Annotated in this window: 14 protein-coding genes; 6 read left to right on the top strand and 8 right to left on the bottom strand. The window is 45.6% G+C overall.

Annotated elements, in window-relative coordinates; translation table 11 throughout:
• Positions 1-205: 205 nt before the first annotated feature.
• The 6 genes from IM496_RS21030 to IM496_RS21005 all read right to left on the bottom strand — a co-directional run bounded on the left by IM496_RS21030 (position 206) and on the right by IM496_RS21005 (position 7,831).
• The gene (locus IM496_RS21030; RefSeq protein WP_287663181.1) at positions 206-1,888 is read right to left on the bottom strand and encodes a family 2A encapsulin nanocompartment cargo protein cysteine desulfurase; all 1,683 of its coding nucleotides are present in this window, start codon (positions 1,886-1,888) and stop codon (positions 206-208) included.
• Positions 1,854-2,786 carry a family 2A encapsulin nanocompartment shell protein gene (locus IM496_RS21025; RefSeq protein WP_002735851.1) on the bottom strand — a complete coding sequence of 311 codons (933 nt, stop codon included), beginning with the start codon at positions 2,784-2,786 and terminating at the stop codon, positions 1,854-1,856. Before IM496_RS21025 ends, IM496_RS21030 begins: the two co-directional genes overlap by 35 nt.
• 76 nt (positions 2,787-2,862) lie before the next feature.
• On the bottom strand, positions 2,863-3,822 hold the full coding sequence (epsC, locus tag IM496_RS21020; RefSeq protein WP_194014596.1) for a serine O-acetyltransferase EpsC: 960 nt from the start codon (positions 3,820-3,822) through the stop codon (positions 2,863-2,865).
• On the bottom strand, positions 3,819-4,799 hold the full coding sequence (gene cysK, locus IM496_RS21015) for a cysteine synthase A (RefSeq protein ID WP_287663178.1): 981 nt from the start codon (positions 4,797-4,799) through the stop codon (positions 3,819-3,821). The genes epsC and cysK overlap by 4 nt, the downstream gene beginning before the upstream one ends.
• A gap of 498 nt (positions 4,800-5,297) precedes the next feature.
• On the bottom strand, positions 5,298-6,155 hold the full coding sequence (locus IM496_RS21010; protein ID WP_194014600.1) for a glycosyltransferase: 858 nt from the start codon (positions 6,153-6,155) through the stop codon (positions 5,298-5,300).
• Positions 6,156-6,226: 71 nt separating this feature from the next.
• Positions 6,227-7,831, bottom strand: coding sequence for a glycosyltransferase 87 family protein (locus IM496_RS21005; protein WP_194014602.1), 1,605 nt, complete (start codon positions 7,829-7,831; stop codon positions 6,227-6,229).
• Positions 7,832-8,116: 285 nt separating this feature from the next.
• Between IM496_RS21005 and IM496_RS21000 the strand changes: the two genes are divergently transcribed.
• Positions 8,117-9,775 carry a glycosyltransferase family protein gene (locus IM496_RS21000; protein ID WP_287663175.1) on the top strand — a complete coding sequence of 553 codons (1,659 nt, stop codon included), beginning with the start codon at positions 8,117-8,119 and terminating at the stop codon, positions 9,773-9,775.
• Positions 9,772-10,737 carry a glycosyltransferase family 2 protein gene (locus tag IM496_RS20995; RefSeq protein WP_287663172.1) on the top strand — a complete coding sequence of 322 codons (966 nt, stop codon included), beginning with the start codon at positions 9,772-9,774 and terminating at the stop codon, positions 10,735-10,737. Before IM496_RS21000 ends, IM496_RS20995 begins: the two co-directional genes overlap by 4 nt.
• A gap of 45 nt (positions 10,738-10,782) precedes the next feature.
• Here IM496_RS20995 and IM496_RS20990 read toward each other — a convergent pair whose 3' ends face one another.
• On the bottom strand, positions 10,783-11,148 hold the full coding sequence (locus IM496_RS20990; protein WP_002801757.1) for a DUF1815 family protein: 366 nt from the start codon (positions 11,146-11,148) through the stop codon (positions 10,783-10,785).
• 638 nt (positions 11,149-11,786) lie between these two features.
• Here IM496_RS20990 and rpe point away from each other — a divergent pair.
• Positions 11,787-12,494, top strand: coding sequence for a ribulose-phosphate 3-epimerase (gene rpe, locus IM496_RS20985; RefSeq protein WP_008206602.1), 708 nt, complete (start codon positions 11,787-11,789; stop codon positions 12,492-12,494).
• Positions 12,495-12,760: 266 nt separating this feature from the next.
• On the opposite strand, the gene hisN is transcribed toward rpe, so the two are convergent.
• A complete protein-coding gene (hisN, locus tag IM496_RS20980; protein WP_287663170.1) occupies positions 12,761-13,567 on the bottom strand; it encodes a histidinol-phosphatase in 807 nt (268 codons plus the stop codon).
• On the opposite strand from hisN, the gene IM496_RS20975 reads away from it, so the two are divergent.
• From IM496_RS20975 to IM496_RS20965, 3 genes are all read left to right on the top strand, one after another.
• Entirely contained in the window at positions 13,566-13,733 is a 168-nt protein-coding gene (locus IM496_RS20975; protein WP_287663168.1) for a hypothetical protein, read from the top strand. The two genes, hisN and IM496_RS20975, sit on opposite strands and share 2 nt — an antisense overlap.
• Positions 13,734-14,158: 425 nt before the next feature.
• A complete protein-coding gene (locus IM496_RS20970) occupies positions 14,159-14,653 on the top strand; it encodes a coiled-coil domain-containing protein (RefSeq protein WP_287663165.1) in 495 nt (164 codons plus the stop codon).
• 52 nt (positions 14,654-14,705) lie between these two features.
• Positions 14,706-15,380 (top strand): ATP-dependent Zn protease, encoded by a 675-nt coding sequence (locus tag IM496_RS20965; RefSeq protein ID WP_271950115.1) that lies wholly within the window; start codon positions 14,706-14,708, stop codon positions 15,378-15,380.
• Positions 15,381-15,421: the final 41 nt, after the last annotated feature.

The following is a 15,421-nucleotide window of genomic DNA, read 5'->3' as shown; positions in this document are numbered from 1 at the left end:
TGGGGTGATCGGGGGGGGAAATTTAGGCACTTTTTCCCTGAAAATTAGGTAATTGACCAGATGAAAATCGGTAAAACCCTACACCCCACACCCCACACCCCACACCCTAACCCCACCAACAAACTTTTTCAGCAGACCCTAAATAGGTGGCAGTTCAGGGGGAACTGGAATAGGTGTACAAGCTGCCGCACCTATTCCAGTCAGTTTATTCGTGTTGCAAACGTTCCAACGCGGCCACCAGCGCATCCACCTCGGCTTTAGTATTGTAGAAAGCCAAGGAAGGGCGCACCGTTGCCTCTAGACCAAAGCGTCGCAGAATGGGTTGAGCGCAGTGATGGCCTGCCCGCACGGCAATCCCTTCCCGGTTCAGGGCCTGTCCAATGACTTCCACATCAAATCCCTCCAGCACAAAGGAAAGCACGGCAGCCTTATCGGCCGCCGTCCCAATCAAACGCAGGCCCGGAATGGTTGTCAGTCCCGCAGTGGCGTACTCCAGAAGTTCATGCTCATAATTGGCAATGGTGGTCAAACCAATCTGCTGAACATAATCCAAGGCCGTCCCTAGGCCAACGGCATCGGCAATATTGCCCGTTCCGGCCTCGAAGCGAGTGGGAGCCGCCTGATACACGGTACGCTCAAACGTCACATCCACGATCATGTTGCCGCCGCTTTGCCAGGGAACCGTGGCATTTAACAGGTCTTCTTGACCATAAAGTACCCCGATCCCTGTCGGACCAAAGACTTTATGCCCGGAAAAGACGAACCAATCACACCCTAATTGTTGAACATCGATCGGAATGTGGGAAACCGATTGAGCGCCATCTAACAAGACTTTAGCCCCGACCCGATGGGCTAAATCAATGATTTGTTTGGCGGGAGTAATGGTTCCCAAGGCATTGGAAACATGGGAAAAAGCCACCAGTTTTGTGCGGGAGTTGAGTAATTGTTGGTACTCTGCCAGTAAAATCTGCCCGTGGTCGTCCACGGGGACAACCCGCAACTTTGCTCCCGTTTGGGCGGCTAGTTGCTGCCAAGGCACAATATTGGCATGGTGTTCCAGATGGGTGAGGACAATCTCATCCCCCGCTTGTAGGGTTTGTTGTCCCCAGCTTTTTGCCACCAGATTAATGCCTTCCGTTGTCCCCCGCACGAAAATGATTTCGTTAGCAGATGAGGCATTGAGAAAACGGCGTACCTTGTCTCGGGCCGCTTCGTAAGCATCTGTGGAACGGGCCGCTAATTCATGGGCGGCACGATGCACATTGGAATTTTCATGGCTGTAGAAATGAACGAGGCGATCGATGACTGCTTGGGGCTTTTGAGTTGTTGCGGCATTGTCGAACCAGATCAAGGGTTTGCCATTCACCCGTTCTTGCAGGATGGGAAAATCCAGGCGAATGGTATGAACATCAAAGAAGCTAGGTCTTTGAACGCTTCGCCCGCTGGCATGGGGGACAAAAAGGGGATCGATCCCCTGGACTTGAACAAGCTGGCCCGGTTTGGCCACTACCGCCGGAAGGTCGGGGATTTTTGTTTCTAACTCTTCGATGAAGTAGAAAGAGGGGGTGGCTAAGGGTACAGCGAAGGGAACTGTGGGCCGTTCGCCCACAGCAGCCGGGGAGGTTGCTGCGGCGGATGGCACCAGATAATCCCGGTCTGGACTCAACCCCTTCGCCACCTCGGCCTTAAGGTCGTGCCGTTGTAGTTCTTGAATTATCGTCTGGGCGAGATGCTCAAGAAGGTCAGGTTGGAATAAGGGGTTAAGAGAAATGTTCTCGACCTCAGTTAGGGCAGTGGTGGGCGGGGATAGAGCGGGTAGATTCCCCCCCACCTTTTCAGGGATCAGTTCGGGGTTAGTCATAGTCGTAGATGTGGTATTGGTTGACATCAACGTTCTCCAGTACGGCCGCCGCATCGTCGGTCAACACTGCCAACGAACAGTAGAGGGAGACCAGGTAAGAGGCGATCGCCTTGCGACTAATCCCCATAAATCGCACCGACAAGCCAACTCCCTGTTGACCGGGTAAATTGGGCTGATAGAGACCGACCACCCCTTGACGGCTTTCTCCTACCCGCAATAACAAAATATTGGTTTTGCCTTGTTCATTCACAGCCAACTTATCGGAAGGAATCAAAGGCACGCCCCGCCAGGTAATAAACTGAGACCCGAATAATGACACCGTGGCAGGGGGTACACCCCGTCGGGTTGCTTCTCGGCCAAAGGCCGCGATCGCTTTAGGATGGGCGAGGAAAAATGCCGGTTCCTTCCACACCTTCACCAGCAACTCATCCAAATCGTCCGGCGTGGGCGCACCATTGCGAGGTTGCACTTTCTGGGAATCAACAATATTGTTGAGCAATCCGTACTCATGGTTGTTGATCAACTCATTTTCTTGACGTTCCTTCAGGGTTTCGATCGTCAGCCGCAATTGTTCATGGATCTGATCGTGGGGACTGCTGTAGAGATCGGACACGCGAGTGTGAACATCCAGTACCGTATTCACCGCACTCAAGAAATACTCCCGGGGGTTCTCTTCGTAATCCACAAAGGTTTCGGGCAGCTCCCGCTCGTCTCGTTCAGAGCAGGCCACCTCAACCCGGGAGGCATCCCTGACTTTGTTGAGACGATAAATCCCCGCTTCAACGGGTAGCCAATGCAAGAGGCGAACGAACCACCGGGGTGAAATGGTCAATAACTGAGGAACGGTCTTTGTGGCATTGGCCAACTGCCGAGCGGCAGCATCTCCCAAAGCCAGTTGCAATTCATGATCTTGGGTATAGGTCATTGAGTTAAATCCTCCAATTCAAAAAAAAGTAACAAAGCGACTGTTATGGCCGAACATTCACAGCCCGGACAGCCCCTCAAATTCCCGAGCCGTCATCAAACATTTCCTGTCGTAGTTGCGCCTGGGAGATAAAACCCCCCGGCGGCACACTGCGGGTTAACCAAACATTTCCACCGATGGTGGCGCCCCGACCGATAGTTACCCGACCGAGAATCGTTGCACCTGAGTAAATCACCACATCATCTTCAATAATCGGATGACGGGCTTGACCTTTGATTAAACTGCCCGATTCGTCCCGGGGAAAACTTTTTGCGCCGAGCGTGACCGCTTGGTAAAGGCGCACGCGATCGCCAATCACCGTGGTTGCCCCAATCACAACCCCCGTCCCATGATCGATAAAGAAGCTATTGCCGATCGAGGCCCCGGGGTGAATGTCAATCCCCGTTAAGGAATGACCAATTTCACTGATAATCCGCGCCAACAGGGGCGAGTCCAACCGATACAGGGCATGGGCAATGCGGTGATAAGTGATTGCCGTTACCCCGGGGTAACAAAACAATACTTCATCTAAATTTCTGGCCGCCGGATCACCTCGATAGGCCGCAGTGATATCGGTTTCCAGTAGAGCTTTCAGATGGGGTAATTGGGTGGCAAAGGCTTGTACCGTCCCTTGGGCGTGCGTCTCAATCTGGTCTGACGACCAGTGCAACTGCGACCCCAGCAACCACTGTTCACGACAAACCTGGTGATGCAGCAGTTGTAGGACTTCATTGAGGGTATGACCGATAAAATAGCGGCTGGATGTTTCGCCTAAATCGGGATTGCCAAAGTGATAGGGAAAAAGAACGGCACGCAGTCGATCGACAATCCGAAATAAGGCCTCACGGGAGGGCAAGGGGAAATGGCTTCGTGATTGATACCAACTGTGGAACGACTCGCCACGAGGTTTAGACAATTGAGTGATAATCTCATCGAGATCCAAGGACAAGGTTGGTTGGGAGAGAGCGCTGGAAACGCTCGGATGCTCGCTCGTCATGCCACTAACCCTTGCTCATTAAATACCCCTTGGAATAGGATGGAACTCAAATACCGTTCTCCGGAATCTGGCAAAATCACGACAATGGTTTTGCCTTGGTGTTCGGGTTGTTGTGCCAAGCGACCGGCGACGGCGACGGCGGCACCGCAGGAAATGCCGGAGATAATCCCTTCTTCCTTGGCCAACCGTTGGGCATAAAGAATGGCCTCTTCGTTGGAAACGGTTTCAATCCCATCCACGAGGGATAAATCTAGAACTTCGGGAACAAACCCCGCCCCAATGCCCTGAATTTTGTGAGGGCCGGACTTCAAGGGCTGACCTGCCCGGGCTTGGGATAGTACGGGGCTGGCTTCTGGCTCCACCGCTACCGATAAAATCGGTTTTCCTTGGGTTTTTTTGATATAGCGCGAAACTCCCGTAATGGTTCCGCCCGTTCCCACACCCGACACGAGAATATCGATCGCCCCATCTGTGTCCTGCCAAATTTCGGGGCCGGTGGTTTCCTCATGGATGCGGGGATTGGCAGCATTGCGGAACTGTTGCAGCAACACATAGCGATCGGGATTAGATGCGGCAATTTCTTCTGCCTTTGCCACCGCTCCAGTCATGCCTTTAGTCCCTTCTGTTAACACCAGATTGGCTCCATAAGCGAGCAACAGTTTGCGCCTCTCCAAGCTCATGGTTTCAGGCATAGTCAGGGTCAGGGGAATCCCCTTAGCGGCGGCTACAAAGGCTAGGGCGATGCCTGTATTGCCACTGGTGGGTTCCACCAGTTCTTTGCCCGGCCCCAATAGTCCCCGTTGTTCTGCATCCCAGATCATGGCCGCACCAATACGACATTTGACCGAATAGGCTGGATTGCGACCTTCAATCTTGGCCAGAACCGTGGCGTGACTGTTGCCAACGACTCGATTAAGGCGCACTAGAGGAGTCCGCCCGATCGACAAACTGTTATCTGCGAACCATTTCTTACTCACAAAATGGCAACTCCATGATTAAAATACGACAGTTCACCAGATTGGCTCATCTTGAATTCATTTTCAATTCATTTTGAATCCATTTAAAATTCATCCTAGCCTATGCACTATCAACCTCTGGTCAAGCTAAACAAATCTTTACAATTAGGGGTTGCTGAATAAATCTAAAAACCTTGTTGGATAATATCTTTAGGCTTTTTTGAAATCAAAAAGTGCCCGCCATGGGAGTGGTCGGGGGGAAAATTCAGGTACTTTTTCCCCGAAAATTAGGTAATTGACCCTCTGAAAACGGGTAAAACCCTACACCCTACACCCCACACCGTACCCCCACGAAAAACTTTTTGCCGCAAACCCTAATTAGGGGGGGTAGGCGATCGCTGTGGTTGAAGAATCAAGGTATAGGAGGGCGGGAAGTGGAGATAAGCCACTCGCCGCTCTCCTATAGCTTTTAAACAGGATTTAGCAAGAATAATGCCTGAAGCCGCAAAACTAAGGGTTTCAACCTAGACGCAGTTTAGTGATAATTCTTTGACAATAGAGTTGAATTCCTTCTAACTTAGCTAGGGAAAATTTGGGTTTAATGGGAAGGATCAGTAAAGACATAAAACTCATCCGCAGCAAGCGATAAATAAGGATAGTTAAAGTCGTATGTTTTTCGAGACTGAGAAGATAACTATAGATATTATGAGTTAGTCTTAGATAACCATAGCGTCGGGTGATAGAAGATGGTTCATGAATAATTTTAATCTGATTGGTAACAACGACTAAATAGCCTTGATTTGCGTATCTTCGGGAAAAATCAAAGTCTTCGTAGTAGAGAAAGTAATCGGGATCGAAATGGGGATAAGTGGAAAAATTAGAGAAATTAATTAATAAACTGCATCCCGTCACCCAGTCGGGAATAAGATAGGGTTTATCTCCATAGTCTAAGGATTCCTCCACCACGTTAATTGTGCCGATTTTGGCATTAAATTTTCCCCAACCAAACCAGATTTTACCATCCGGTTCGTAAATTTCTGTACCAGCGATGGCAACTTCGGGATATTGCTGAAAAAATTTGCTGGCTTTCTCCAGAGAGTCCGGTAATAAGTAAGCGTCGGGATTAACTAACCAAACGATAGCTTCTCTGTCTTGTTGATAAATCCAATTAAGTCCCAGATTACATCCTTTCCCAAATCCTAAATTTTCCCCCGCTTCAATAATCTTGACTCTTTCCGCTGCTAAAGATTGGATATTTTTATCTTCAGTGGAATTGTTAATAATGATGAGAGTAGCACATAAGTTATCGTTGAGGGAAGCGATTAAACGCTTAATTAATTCCGCGCAATTGTAGTTAACCGTCAATAGATAAATCATTACAGATAAAAGTTAGGAGTCACTGGTAATTAATAATTGTTAGAGAATAGAGAATAGCTTTCCCGTGCTAATTACTTTTTCCGAAGACGACAGAGATTAAAGTTTTCGATTTTGGTGGGAAAGGGTTGACAATTTTGGAAGTCAATAACGAGATTTTCTTTAGCCAAATCTTCCACTATATCAGGGGATTTTTTATTAAAGTCCGTCTGGAGAATGTAGAGAGATTCTGGGGGAGTATTAGCAATAAATGTCTCGGCATTTTTTCGCATTAAAGTTCCCTCACTGACTCCCATATTTCCTCGCAATCGCACAAAACGAGTCGAGGCAGGAAAATGGGGAACTAGATAACCCGTTCCTTCATCTCCCCACATAACAATCGTGGAATTTTCGTAGGATTTTAATGCTTGACTATCGATACCAAAATAATTATCTGACCATCCCATTCTCCACCAGTCTAAGGGTTTGACTGTAGCAGCAATTAAGGTAAAAATAGCGATAGAGATTATAAAAACTGTCCTTTTATGAGGATAAAGATAGGCAATAATCAGGATAATTAAAACTGGTGTGATTAACTCTAAAACCATCAAGTAACGATAGATAGAAAAACCCTTTAACCAGATCAGATAGGCACTACAATAAAAAGGTAATAAAAATCCGAGAATGGGTAAATGGACTAAACTATTTTTTTGCTCTAGAGAACGGCGAGAGGTGTACTGATAAATAATCACTCCCAGAAGAATTACAATTAGAACATAGGCAATAGCAAAACGAGTCTCTTTAAATTTTACCTCAGCCACTAGGGTTTGTTCCTGCACAAAATAAAAGGGATAAAATAAAAATTGCCAAACATCTTTCGGTAAAAAGCGGGTATCTTGCAGGTTAAAATCTGTTTCGATATAGGGAGATTGAAAAATTTTGTTGAAAAAGGGAAAAAGGGGATTGGCAAAATTAGTCCACATCAGGATTATCCAATAACCCATCGTCAGGGAAAATCCCACAGTCATAGAGAGAATCAAGGTCAGAAGATTACGCAGCTTTTCCCTGATGGTATTGGTTAAAAAACTAATCGCCACGATTAAACTGATACTATACAGTGCCGTGGTCAATTTTAGTCCTGTTGCTAGTCCTAAAAGCAATCCTGCAAAAATTATAGTTTTAACCTTAACCGGTTGATTACGACCAAGACAAGGGATTATTAAAAATAATCCTGCCAAAACAAAAACACTGCTGGTACTATCGCCGATACTGGTTCCTAACTCTGATAGAAAAGCTGCCCCAAATATACTGGTAATTGCTGCCGCTATGCTTAAAGTTATCTTGTATCTTTCGCCAACTTTATCGAAGGAGTGATAAGTGATTAAATGAACTAACCACTGATTTAATCCATGGAAACCTCCCAAGAAAAAACCGACCACCACCGGAGGTATTTTTAGGTAATAGATAGCAACGAAAAAAGGAACATCCATCAAAGGATTAAAGAAAGTTTGTATCTGTGCTGGGAGGACATCATACTTAAACCTTCCTGTCAATAACATATAGGGATTATAAAAATGATAATTGCGTAAATCCCAGCTAACATCTTGACCTAAGATAACTGATAAAATCCCTAGTCCGATAAAATAAACTACTGCCCAGAAGAGGGGATGAGTCAGGGTGAACCGTTTTAATAATGCCATAATTTAATCAATAATTTTGGTGACTTCGACGAGAAAACTAAACCCAATAGGACTGTTTACTTTCAGCAAAAGCCAATCAGTTATTAGTTTTTATTGTGCCATTAAACCAATGACTAGCTCTGGGACGAGTCAGCCTTTTAGCTGATAGCTTTTTACTTGATATACCATGTTTGGCTAACAAATACAAACGGAAACTTTTAACTCCCAAAAACGTCCTTAGGCGAGTTGACCAAATTTTGATATACTAAGGTGATAAAATTGCCCACCATACTGACTCGATCGCCAATGAAGTCTAGAAAAGGGTTAATCTCAGTTAAGCAAGCTTATCTAAAAATTCTATCGGTCATCCTAGTTCTGGCGATAATTGGTTTATCGGTAGTCGGAAACTATGGTATCACTTGGGACGAACCGATCGAAGTGGATATGGTCAATCATAATCTCGAATATATCCGAGAAAACAAGCCCATATCAGAAATGTCCCGTCATTACGGCTTTTATTTTAACTACATATCCCAACTTATCTACAAAACCAAAGAAAATTTTTTCCCTGCTACCCCCAATCTTCCTCCCAATCCCACTGATAAGGATAAATGGCTATCGAGGATCTGGCAAATAACCCGGGTTAAGCACGTCGTCACCTTTCTTTTTTCCCTGATTACCTATCTATCGGTGGTGGGAATCGTCGCTATCCTAGCAGGAATCGAATCCGCTTGGTTAGGTGCGCTAATTTTAGCCCTATTTCCCGCTTTTTGGGGTCATACCTTCTTTAATCCCAAAGATATCCCCTTTGCAGCCATGTTCACCCTCGGAACCTTCACCGGTTCCCTATTGCTGGATAAATATTTTCAGTCCGAAAATCAGGCTATTAAACTAGGATTTAACCGTTTAACCGTTTATTCTTGTCTCTACGGGATTATCGCTGGTTTAATCACCGGAATTCGCATCGGTGGCTTTTTTATCCTCTTTTATCTCATCTTCGCCCATCTGGTGGCCCGATGGGATCTCAAAACCCTCCCCAAAACCGTTTGGCGTTTTCTGCCCCTATACGCAGTTATTATACTTTTTTGGGCAATAACCACCTATATTGTCCACCCTGCCGCTTGGAGAGACCCGATTACTTGGTTTATCGAAGCGATAACCCTCATGTCCAAGTTTAACATCTGGGATAATACGGTTCTCTTTGACGGTCAAAATATCCCCGGTCGTTCCCTGCCTTGGTACTATCTACCCCGGCTATTTTCCCTCACCACCCCCGTCCTCCTGCAAATCGCCGCCCTGGTCGGTGTAATGGTCATTTTGACAAAAATGACCAAATTAACGCCAACCCAGCGTGCATGCGCCCTAATCACCGTACTCCAAGCGTTTTTACTGCCTACCGTTGCTATCCTGCGTCAATCTACCCTCTACGACGGCATCCGTCACTTTTTATTTGTCATTCCCGCCCTAGCAGCGATCGCAAGTACGGCTATTATTTGGACATACCATAAACTCAAGCGAAAGTCAATAAAAATCTTTCTAACGACCCTGCTAATCCTCAACTTTAGCGTCATTGTCTATGACATGATTAGCCTGCATCCCTACGAATACACCTACTATAATCGCGCCTACGGAGGCTTAAAAGCGGCCCACGGTCAACAGGAAACCGATTACTGGGGATTAAGTCTCAAAGAGGGGATGGAATGGCTTAATCAAAATGCCGCCGCTAACTCTACCATTGTCGTTAGCGGTCCAATGTTTGCGGCGGAAATGGTAAAGAATCACCAACGAAACTTTACGATGATCTATCGAGATGACTTTGCTTGGGGAAAGGCCCCCGACCCCGATTATTACATGGGTTTATCCCGATACGATTATTTCCAAGCTTTCCCCCATTGTCCCACTGTTCACGCCGTCCAACGCCAAGACACCCCCCTAACTATAATTAAACGTTGTCGTCAGCCATGATCGAAATGACTGCTATTCCGCCGATTTCCCTGCAAAACTACCGTATCGCTGCGATTATTCCCTGTCACAACGAAGAACTAACGATCGCTAAAGTGGTCTCCCAATTTCAAACTTTTTTGCCAGAAGCGGCAATTTATGTCTATAACAACCGCTCTAGCGATGATACCGTGACCGAAGCACTGAAAGCGGGGGCGATCGTGCGTCAGGAAATCCAACCGGGAAAAGGCAATGTTGTCCGGCGGATGTTTGCCGATATCGAGGCCGATATCTATATTCTTATTGATGGTGATGATACCTACGAAATTGCGGCAGTACGTCGCTTAATTGAACGAATGCTGCGGGAACAATTGGATATGGTGGTCGGTGCGCGTCGGGAAGCGGCAAAATCCTCCCAGGCTTATCGTCCGGGTCATCGCGCCGGTAATCTATTTTTAACAGGATTCGTTAAATTTCTGTTTGGAGCGCGTTTAATCGATATGCTCTCCGGTTATCGTGTCTTTTCTCGTCGTTTCGTCAAATCTTTTCCCGCTTTATCTAATGGTTTCGAGATTGAAACCGAGTTAACTATCCACGCTTTAGAATTAAAAATTCCCTTCGCTGAAGAACCAACCCTCTACGGGGAACGTCCTGAAGGTTCCCAAAGTAAGTTAAAAACCTTTCAAGATGGCTGGCGGGTATTGGGAACCGCTATCCTACTTTTTAAAGAAATTCGTCCTTTTCTATTTTTTAGCCTTGTCTCGCTGATTTTGGCGGTTATTTCCCTCCTCTTAGCGATCCCCGTCCTGTTTGAATACCTCGAAACCGGCTTAGTACCACGTTTTCCCACCGCTATTTTATCGGCCTCGATCATGCTTTTAGCCTTTTTAGGTTTGACCTGTGGCATGATCCTCGATTCCGTCTCCCGGGGACGAAAAGAGATGAAACGAATGGCTTATCTAGCTAACAGTTGGCTGAAAGGTTAGGGGGAAAAAGTTCGCTAAACATACAGGTCTAGGTCATATATCGGGTTAAACCGTCTCTAACCGTTGCAGCACGGAGGAGGGTTTTTTGTCAATAAATTCCGCCGGCGAAATTTGATATTTAATCAGATTGGCTAATTCCTGTAGTTGGCTGATGGCTTCCGCGCCTTCGAGTTTCATTAACTCTCGATCATCGCGCATTTCTGTCCAGGTGATGCCGTAATCGGACACGAGAAACCGAATTAGATGGGTTTCACCCAATCCCACCATAAAAGATGCGCTGTTCATTTGACCGCCACAGGTGTAGCAAGATGCTAGATAACCTTGATTTTCTAGTGCGATCGCTAAAGCCTGTAAATCCATGACTAAGTCTTTGACCAGTTGGCGATGCTGTTCTGCAAGTCGTTTAAACACAATTTTCCTCCTGATAACACTCCTCAAGTATAAAACCTTAACACTTTTTTAAGATTCTTTTTTGAGAAAATAAGGTACGCGAACTAAGTTTTCTTACGGATGGTAAGTAACAAAATGTAAAGAACCCAAAATCTAGGGTAGCGTAAATTTCTGAGATAGCTAAGTATATATAACTACAGAACCACCAGTTTATCCGTCTTTCCGCCCCCTCGATCCCAACTATTCCCATCATGCCTATTTTTAAAGTTTATGATCCAGTTTCGACAAAAAAGTTCGTAAATCTAGGTAGGTGGGGTGTAGGGTGATGGGGTGATGGGGTGATGGGGTGATGGGGTGATGGGGTGATGGGGTGTGGGGTGTGGGGTGTGGGGTGATGGGGTGATGGGGTGTGGGGTGTGGGGAGAATAAATAAAAATAATCTCCTGTCTCCTGTCTCCTGACTCCTGACTCCTGACTCCTGACTCCTGATTACTGATTACTGATCACTGATTACTGACTCCTGACTCCTGATTACTGATTACTGATTACTGATCACTGATTACTGACTCCTGTCTCCTGATTACTGATTACTGATCACTGATCACTGATTGCTGATAAGATTGTTACGAAAATATAAACACGAAATTCTATAGTTAGCCATGACCCAAAACGGAAGCTCGAAGTCGATCGTTGTCTCTCCCTCGATCCTATCGGCGGATTTTAGTAAATTAGGAGCCGATATCGAGGCTGTGGATAAGGCAGGAGCCGATTGGATTCACGTTGATGTGATGGATGGTCGTTTTGTCCCGAATATCACCATTGGACCCCTGATTGTCTCCGCTATTCGTCCCTATACGAAAAAACCTTTAGATGTGCATTTAATGATCGTCGAACCGGAAAAATATGTGGCTGACTTTGCGAAAGCGGGTGCTGACATTATTTCTGTTCACGCTGAACATAATGCTTCTCCCCACCTCCATCGTACTCTTTGCCAAATCCGCGAACTCGGTAAACAAGCGGGTGTGGTATTAAATCCCTCCACTCCCCTAGATTTAATCGAATATGTGCTGCATTTGTGCGATTTAGTCCTAATTATGAGCGTTAACCCCGGTTTTGGTGGCCAGAGTTTTATCCCGGAAGTTGTCCCCAAAATCCGTCAATTACGCCAAATGTGCGATGAAAAAGGCTTGGATCCTTGGATTGAAGTGGATGGCGGCTTAAAACCGGCTAATACTTGGCAAGTTCTCGAAGCGGGTGCTAATGCGATTGTAGCAGGTTCGGCGGTATTTAATGCCCCAGATTACGCGGCGGCGATCGAAGGTATCCGTCACAGCAAACGTCCCCAACCTCAATTAGCCACGGTTTAATTGCCGCAGGGGTGGGTTAGCTGTTGATTAATTAGGGTCTGCTGAAAAAGTTTTTTGTGGGGACAGGGTGTGGGGTGTGGGGTGTGGGGTGTAGGTTTTTACTGATTCCCATCTGGTCAATTACCTAATTTTCAGAGAAAAAGTCCCGTAATTTTCCCACGATCACTCCCATAACTGGTACTTTTTGATTGACAAAAAGTCTAAAAGTCTTACCCAACAAGGTTTTTAGATTTATTCAGCCAGCCTTAATTATCTTAGTATTGGCACTAACCCACTCTGCTGATTTGTTCTAAAACCTGCCGCCATAAACCCGAATTAGAGACGGCTAAAACTTCGCTAGAATCAGCTTGTAGGGGATTACCAGACCAATCGCTAATTATTCCGCCCGCACCTTCAATAATCGGGATTAAAGCACAAAAATCGTAGTATTTCAGGTCTGATTCTAGGATTACCATCGGCATGGCAGTGCAGCCAGTGGCTAACATCATATAGTTATAACAATCACCCCCAAAAGCGGTACGTTTACAGACGCTTTGCAGCTGACGAGCGATCGCCTGTTGTCGTTCTGTGATAAACATTAAGGGAGTGGTGGAGGCTAAACAGGCATTTTTTAAGACAAGTTCCCGATCTTGACGGTAGGGATTAACAATCATCCGGTTATTATAAAGACTCCCTTTTCCCTTCACTCCTAACCAGCGATCGCCTAAAATCGGTTGATCGACAATTCCTAAAATCGGTTGATTTTCTGCCACTAGGCCGATTAAAGTCCCAAAAATCGGTAATCCCTTGACAAAAGAGGATGTGCCATCGATGGGATCCAATACCCAATAACGACCACTTTGGGAGGGAATATTGGCTCCTTCTTCCCTAATAACCCCATCTTCAGGCAATTCTCGCCGAATAATCGCCACCATCGCCTCCTCAGCTTCTTGATCGGCGATTGTTACTATTGAGGAAACTTGATCGAGTTTGGTCTCGGTTTCTAGATGGGGCTGCCGAAAATAGCACTGGATAATCTCTCCAGAAGCGTCCGCTAATTGATGAGCTAGTTGGATAGTGCGATCAATATTCATGAGGGGAAACAATACAGCAGAATTTAGAAGACAGGAGACAGGAGACAGGATTAGGGAGTGTGGGAAGTGGGGAAGTGGGGAAGTGGGGAAGTGGGGAAGTGGGGAAGTGGGGAAGTGGGGAAGTGGGGAGGTGGGGGATTTAGCGGAAATTTCCCTATCATCCTAAATCCCTGTTGCCTCTTGGATAGTGCGATCAATATTCATCAGTAAAAGTTATCCATAGTGAAAAACGATAATGTTTATTTATGGTAAAGGGAAGTGGGGAAGTGGGGAAGTGGGGAATTGGGGAAGTGGGGGATTTAGCGGAAATTTCCCTATCACCCTAAATCCCTATTGCCTCTTGGATAGTGCGATCGATATTCATCAATAAAAGTTATCCATAGTGGAAAACAATAATATTTATTTATGTTAAAGGGAAGTGGGGAGATGGGGGATTTAGCAGAAATTTCCCTATCACCCTAAATACCTATTGCGGCATCGAACCTAGAACTATCAATGGGTAACAGTTTGATTTTGACTCCATAATTAAATTAGTCAACGATCGACTCAATCTCAAGACGAGAAAAAATTAATCTATTAGGAGTTTAGCTGATGACGGCTTTTACGGAAAATGACCTAAAAAGGTTAGAAAATCTGATTATCAATGGACAAAAAGCGATCGAAACTCGTTTAACCTCTCTGGAGAATGGACAAAAAGCGATCGAAACTCGTTTAATCTCTTTGGAGAATGGACAAAAAGCGATTGAAACTCGTTTAACCTCTTTGGAGAATGGACAAAAAGCGATCGAAACTCGTTTAACCTCTTTGGAGAGTGGACAAAAAGCGATCGAGAATAGCATCGGAGAGATCAAAAGAGAAATTCAGGTCTTAGAGATAGGACAGACGGAAATTAAGGGAGAAATCAGGACTTTAGACGCAAAAATCACGGGTTTAAATGAAAGAGTGCAACTCATCGAGGCATCCGTGGGAAAAATTCCCGATTTAGCCGAAAAAATTGGGGAGGTAAAAAACTGGAAACAGATCGGTACATCGATTGTGACTGCTTTTGTGGGTGGGGTAATTGGTTGGTTAATTCGGGGAAAATAAAACTAGGCAATGTAACATAGTATTAAGCATTTGTATATTTTTATTAATTTTTATGGAACAGACAGCTTTAAATCTGATCGCGATTACCGTTTTTTCGATCACTCTTTCCGTATTTGTCACCCCTTTGCTGTCTATTTCGCCTTTTATTCCCGCTTTGGCTACTTTTAGCCTCTTGGGATTAGTCACCGTTGATACTCTCACCTTTAATAACCGAGGCGTGACTTTACTACTGGATGCTCTTTCTCCCAGTAAACACCGTCAAAGAGTTATTCACCACGAGGCCGGACATTTTCTCACCGCTTATATTTTAGGCATTCCGATCGCCAGTTATAGTTTGACCGCCTGGGAAGCCTTTCGTCAAGGCCAGGAGGGAGTCGGCGGTGTTCAATTTGACCTAGCAGATTTAGAGCAAAAAGTCAAGAATTTTACCGATTTTCCTGCTTTTTTAGAGCGAATTTCTACGGTGTGGATGGCGGGAATTGCTGCCGAAACCTTAGTTTATGGTAAAGCGGCAGGGGGAGAAAGCGATCGATTTTATCTGCAATCGGCCTTAAAATTAGCGGGGGTTCCTGAGAATAATTATGCCCAAAAAGAGCGCTGGAGTTTATTACAGGCAAAAACTCTTTTAGAAAAACAACAGACTGCCTATCAAGCTTTGGTGATAGCTATGGAAAAAAGGGCAAGTGTGGAAGAATGCTGTCGGGTGATTAGTGAAAGTTTAGTATAACGGGAAAAGTAATCAGGGATAGATTTGATAATTTCCCCGTT

The sequence above is a fragment of the Microcystis sp. M049S2 genome (assembly GCF_020245625.1).
In the GTDB taxonomy this organism is placed as follows: domain Bacteria; phylum Cyanobacteriota; class Cyanobacteriia; order Cyanobacteriales; family Microcystaceae; genus Microcystis; species Microcystis ichthyoblabe_A.
Note: the sequence above shows the minus strand (reverse complement) of the source record. Positions and strands in the feature narration are given on the sequence as shown.

Coding starts and splice junctions, on each gene's coding strand:
- IM496_RS21005 (WP_194014602.1), bottom strand. CDS start 7,831: ATGGCATTATTAAAACGGTTCACCCTGACTCATCCCCTCTTCTGGGCA.
- IM496_RS21030 (WP_287663181.1), bottom strand. CDS start 1,888: ATGTCAACCAATACCACATCTACGACTATGACTAACCCCGAACTGATC.
- IM496_RS21010 (WP_194014600.1), bottom strand. CDS start 6,155: ATGATTTATCTATTGACGGTTAACTACAATTGCGCGGAATTAATTAAG.
- rpe (WP_008206602.1), top strand. CDS start 11,787: ATGACCCAAAACGGAAGCTCGAAGTCGATCGTTGTCTCTCCCTCGATC.
- IM496_RS20995 (WP_287663172.1), top strand. CDS start 9,772: ATGATCGAAATGACTGCTATTCCGCCGATTTCCCTGCAAAACTACCGT.
- IM496_RS20975 (WP_287663168.1), top strand. CDS start 13,566: ATGAGGGGAAACAATACAGCAGAATTTAGAAGACAGGAGACAGGAGAC.
- IM496_RS21025 (WP_002735851.1), bottom strand. CDS start 2,786: ATGACCTATACCCAAGATCATGAATTGCAACTGGCTTTGGGAGATGCT.
- IM496_RS20970 (WP_287663165.1), top strand. CDS start 14,159: ATGACGGCTTTTACGGAAAATGACCTAAAAAGGTTAGAAAATCTGATT.
- IM496_RS20965 (WP_271950115.1), top strand. CDS start 14,706: ATGGAACAGACAGCTTTAAATCTGATCGCGATTACCGTTTTTTCGATC.
- hisN (WP_287663170.1), bottom strand. CDS start 13,567: ATGAATATTGATCGCACTATCCAACTAGCTCATCAATTAGCGGACGCT.
- IM496_RS21000 (WP_287663175.1), top strand. CDS start 8,117: ATGAAGTCTAGAAAAGGGTTAATCTCAGTTAAGCAAGCTTATCTAAAA.
- epsC (WP_194014596.1), bottom strand. CDS start 3,822: ATGACGAGCGAGCATCCGAGCGTTTCCAGCGCTCTCTCCCAACCAACC.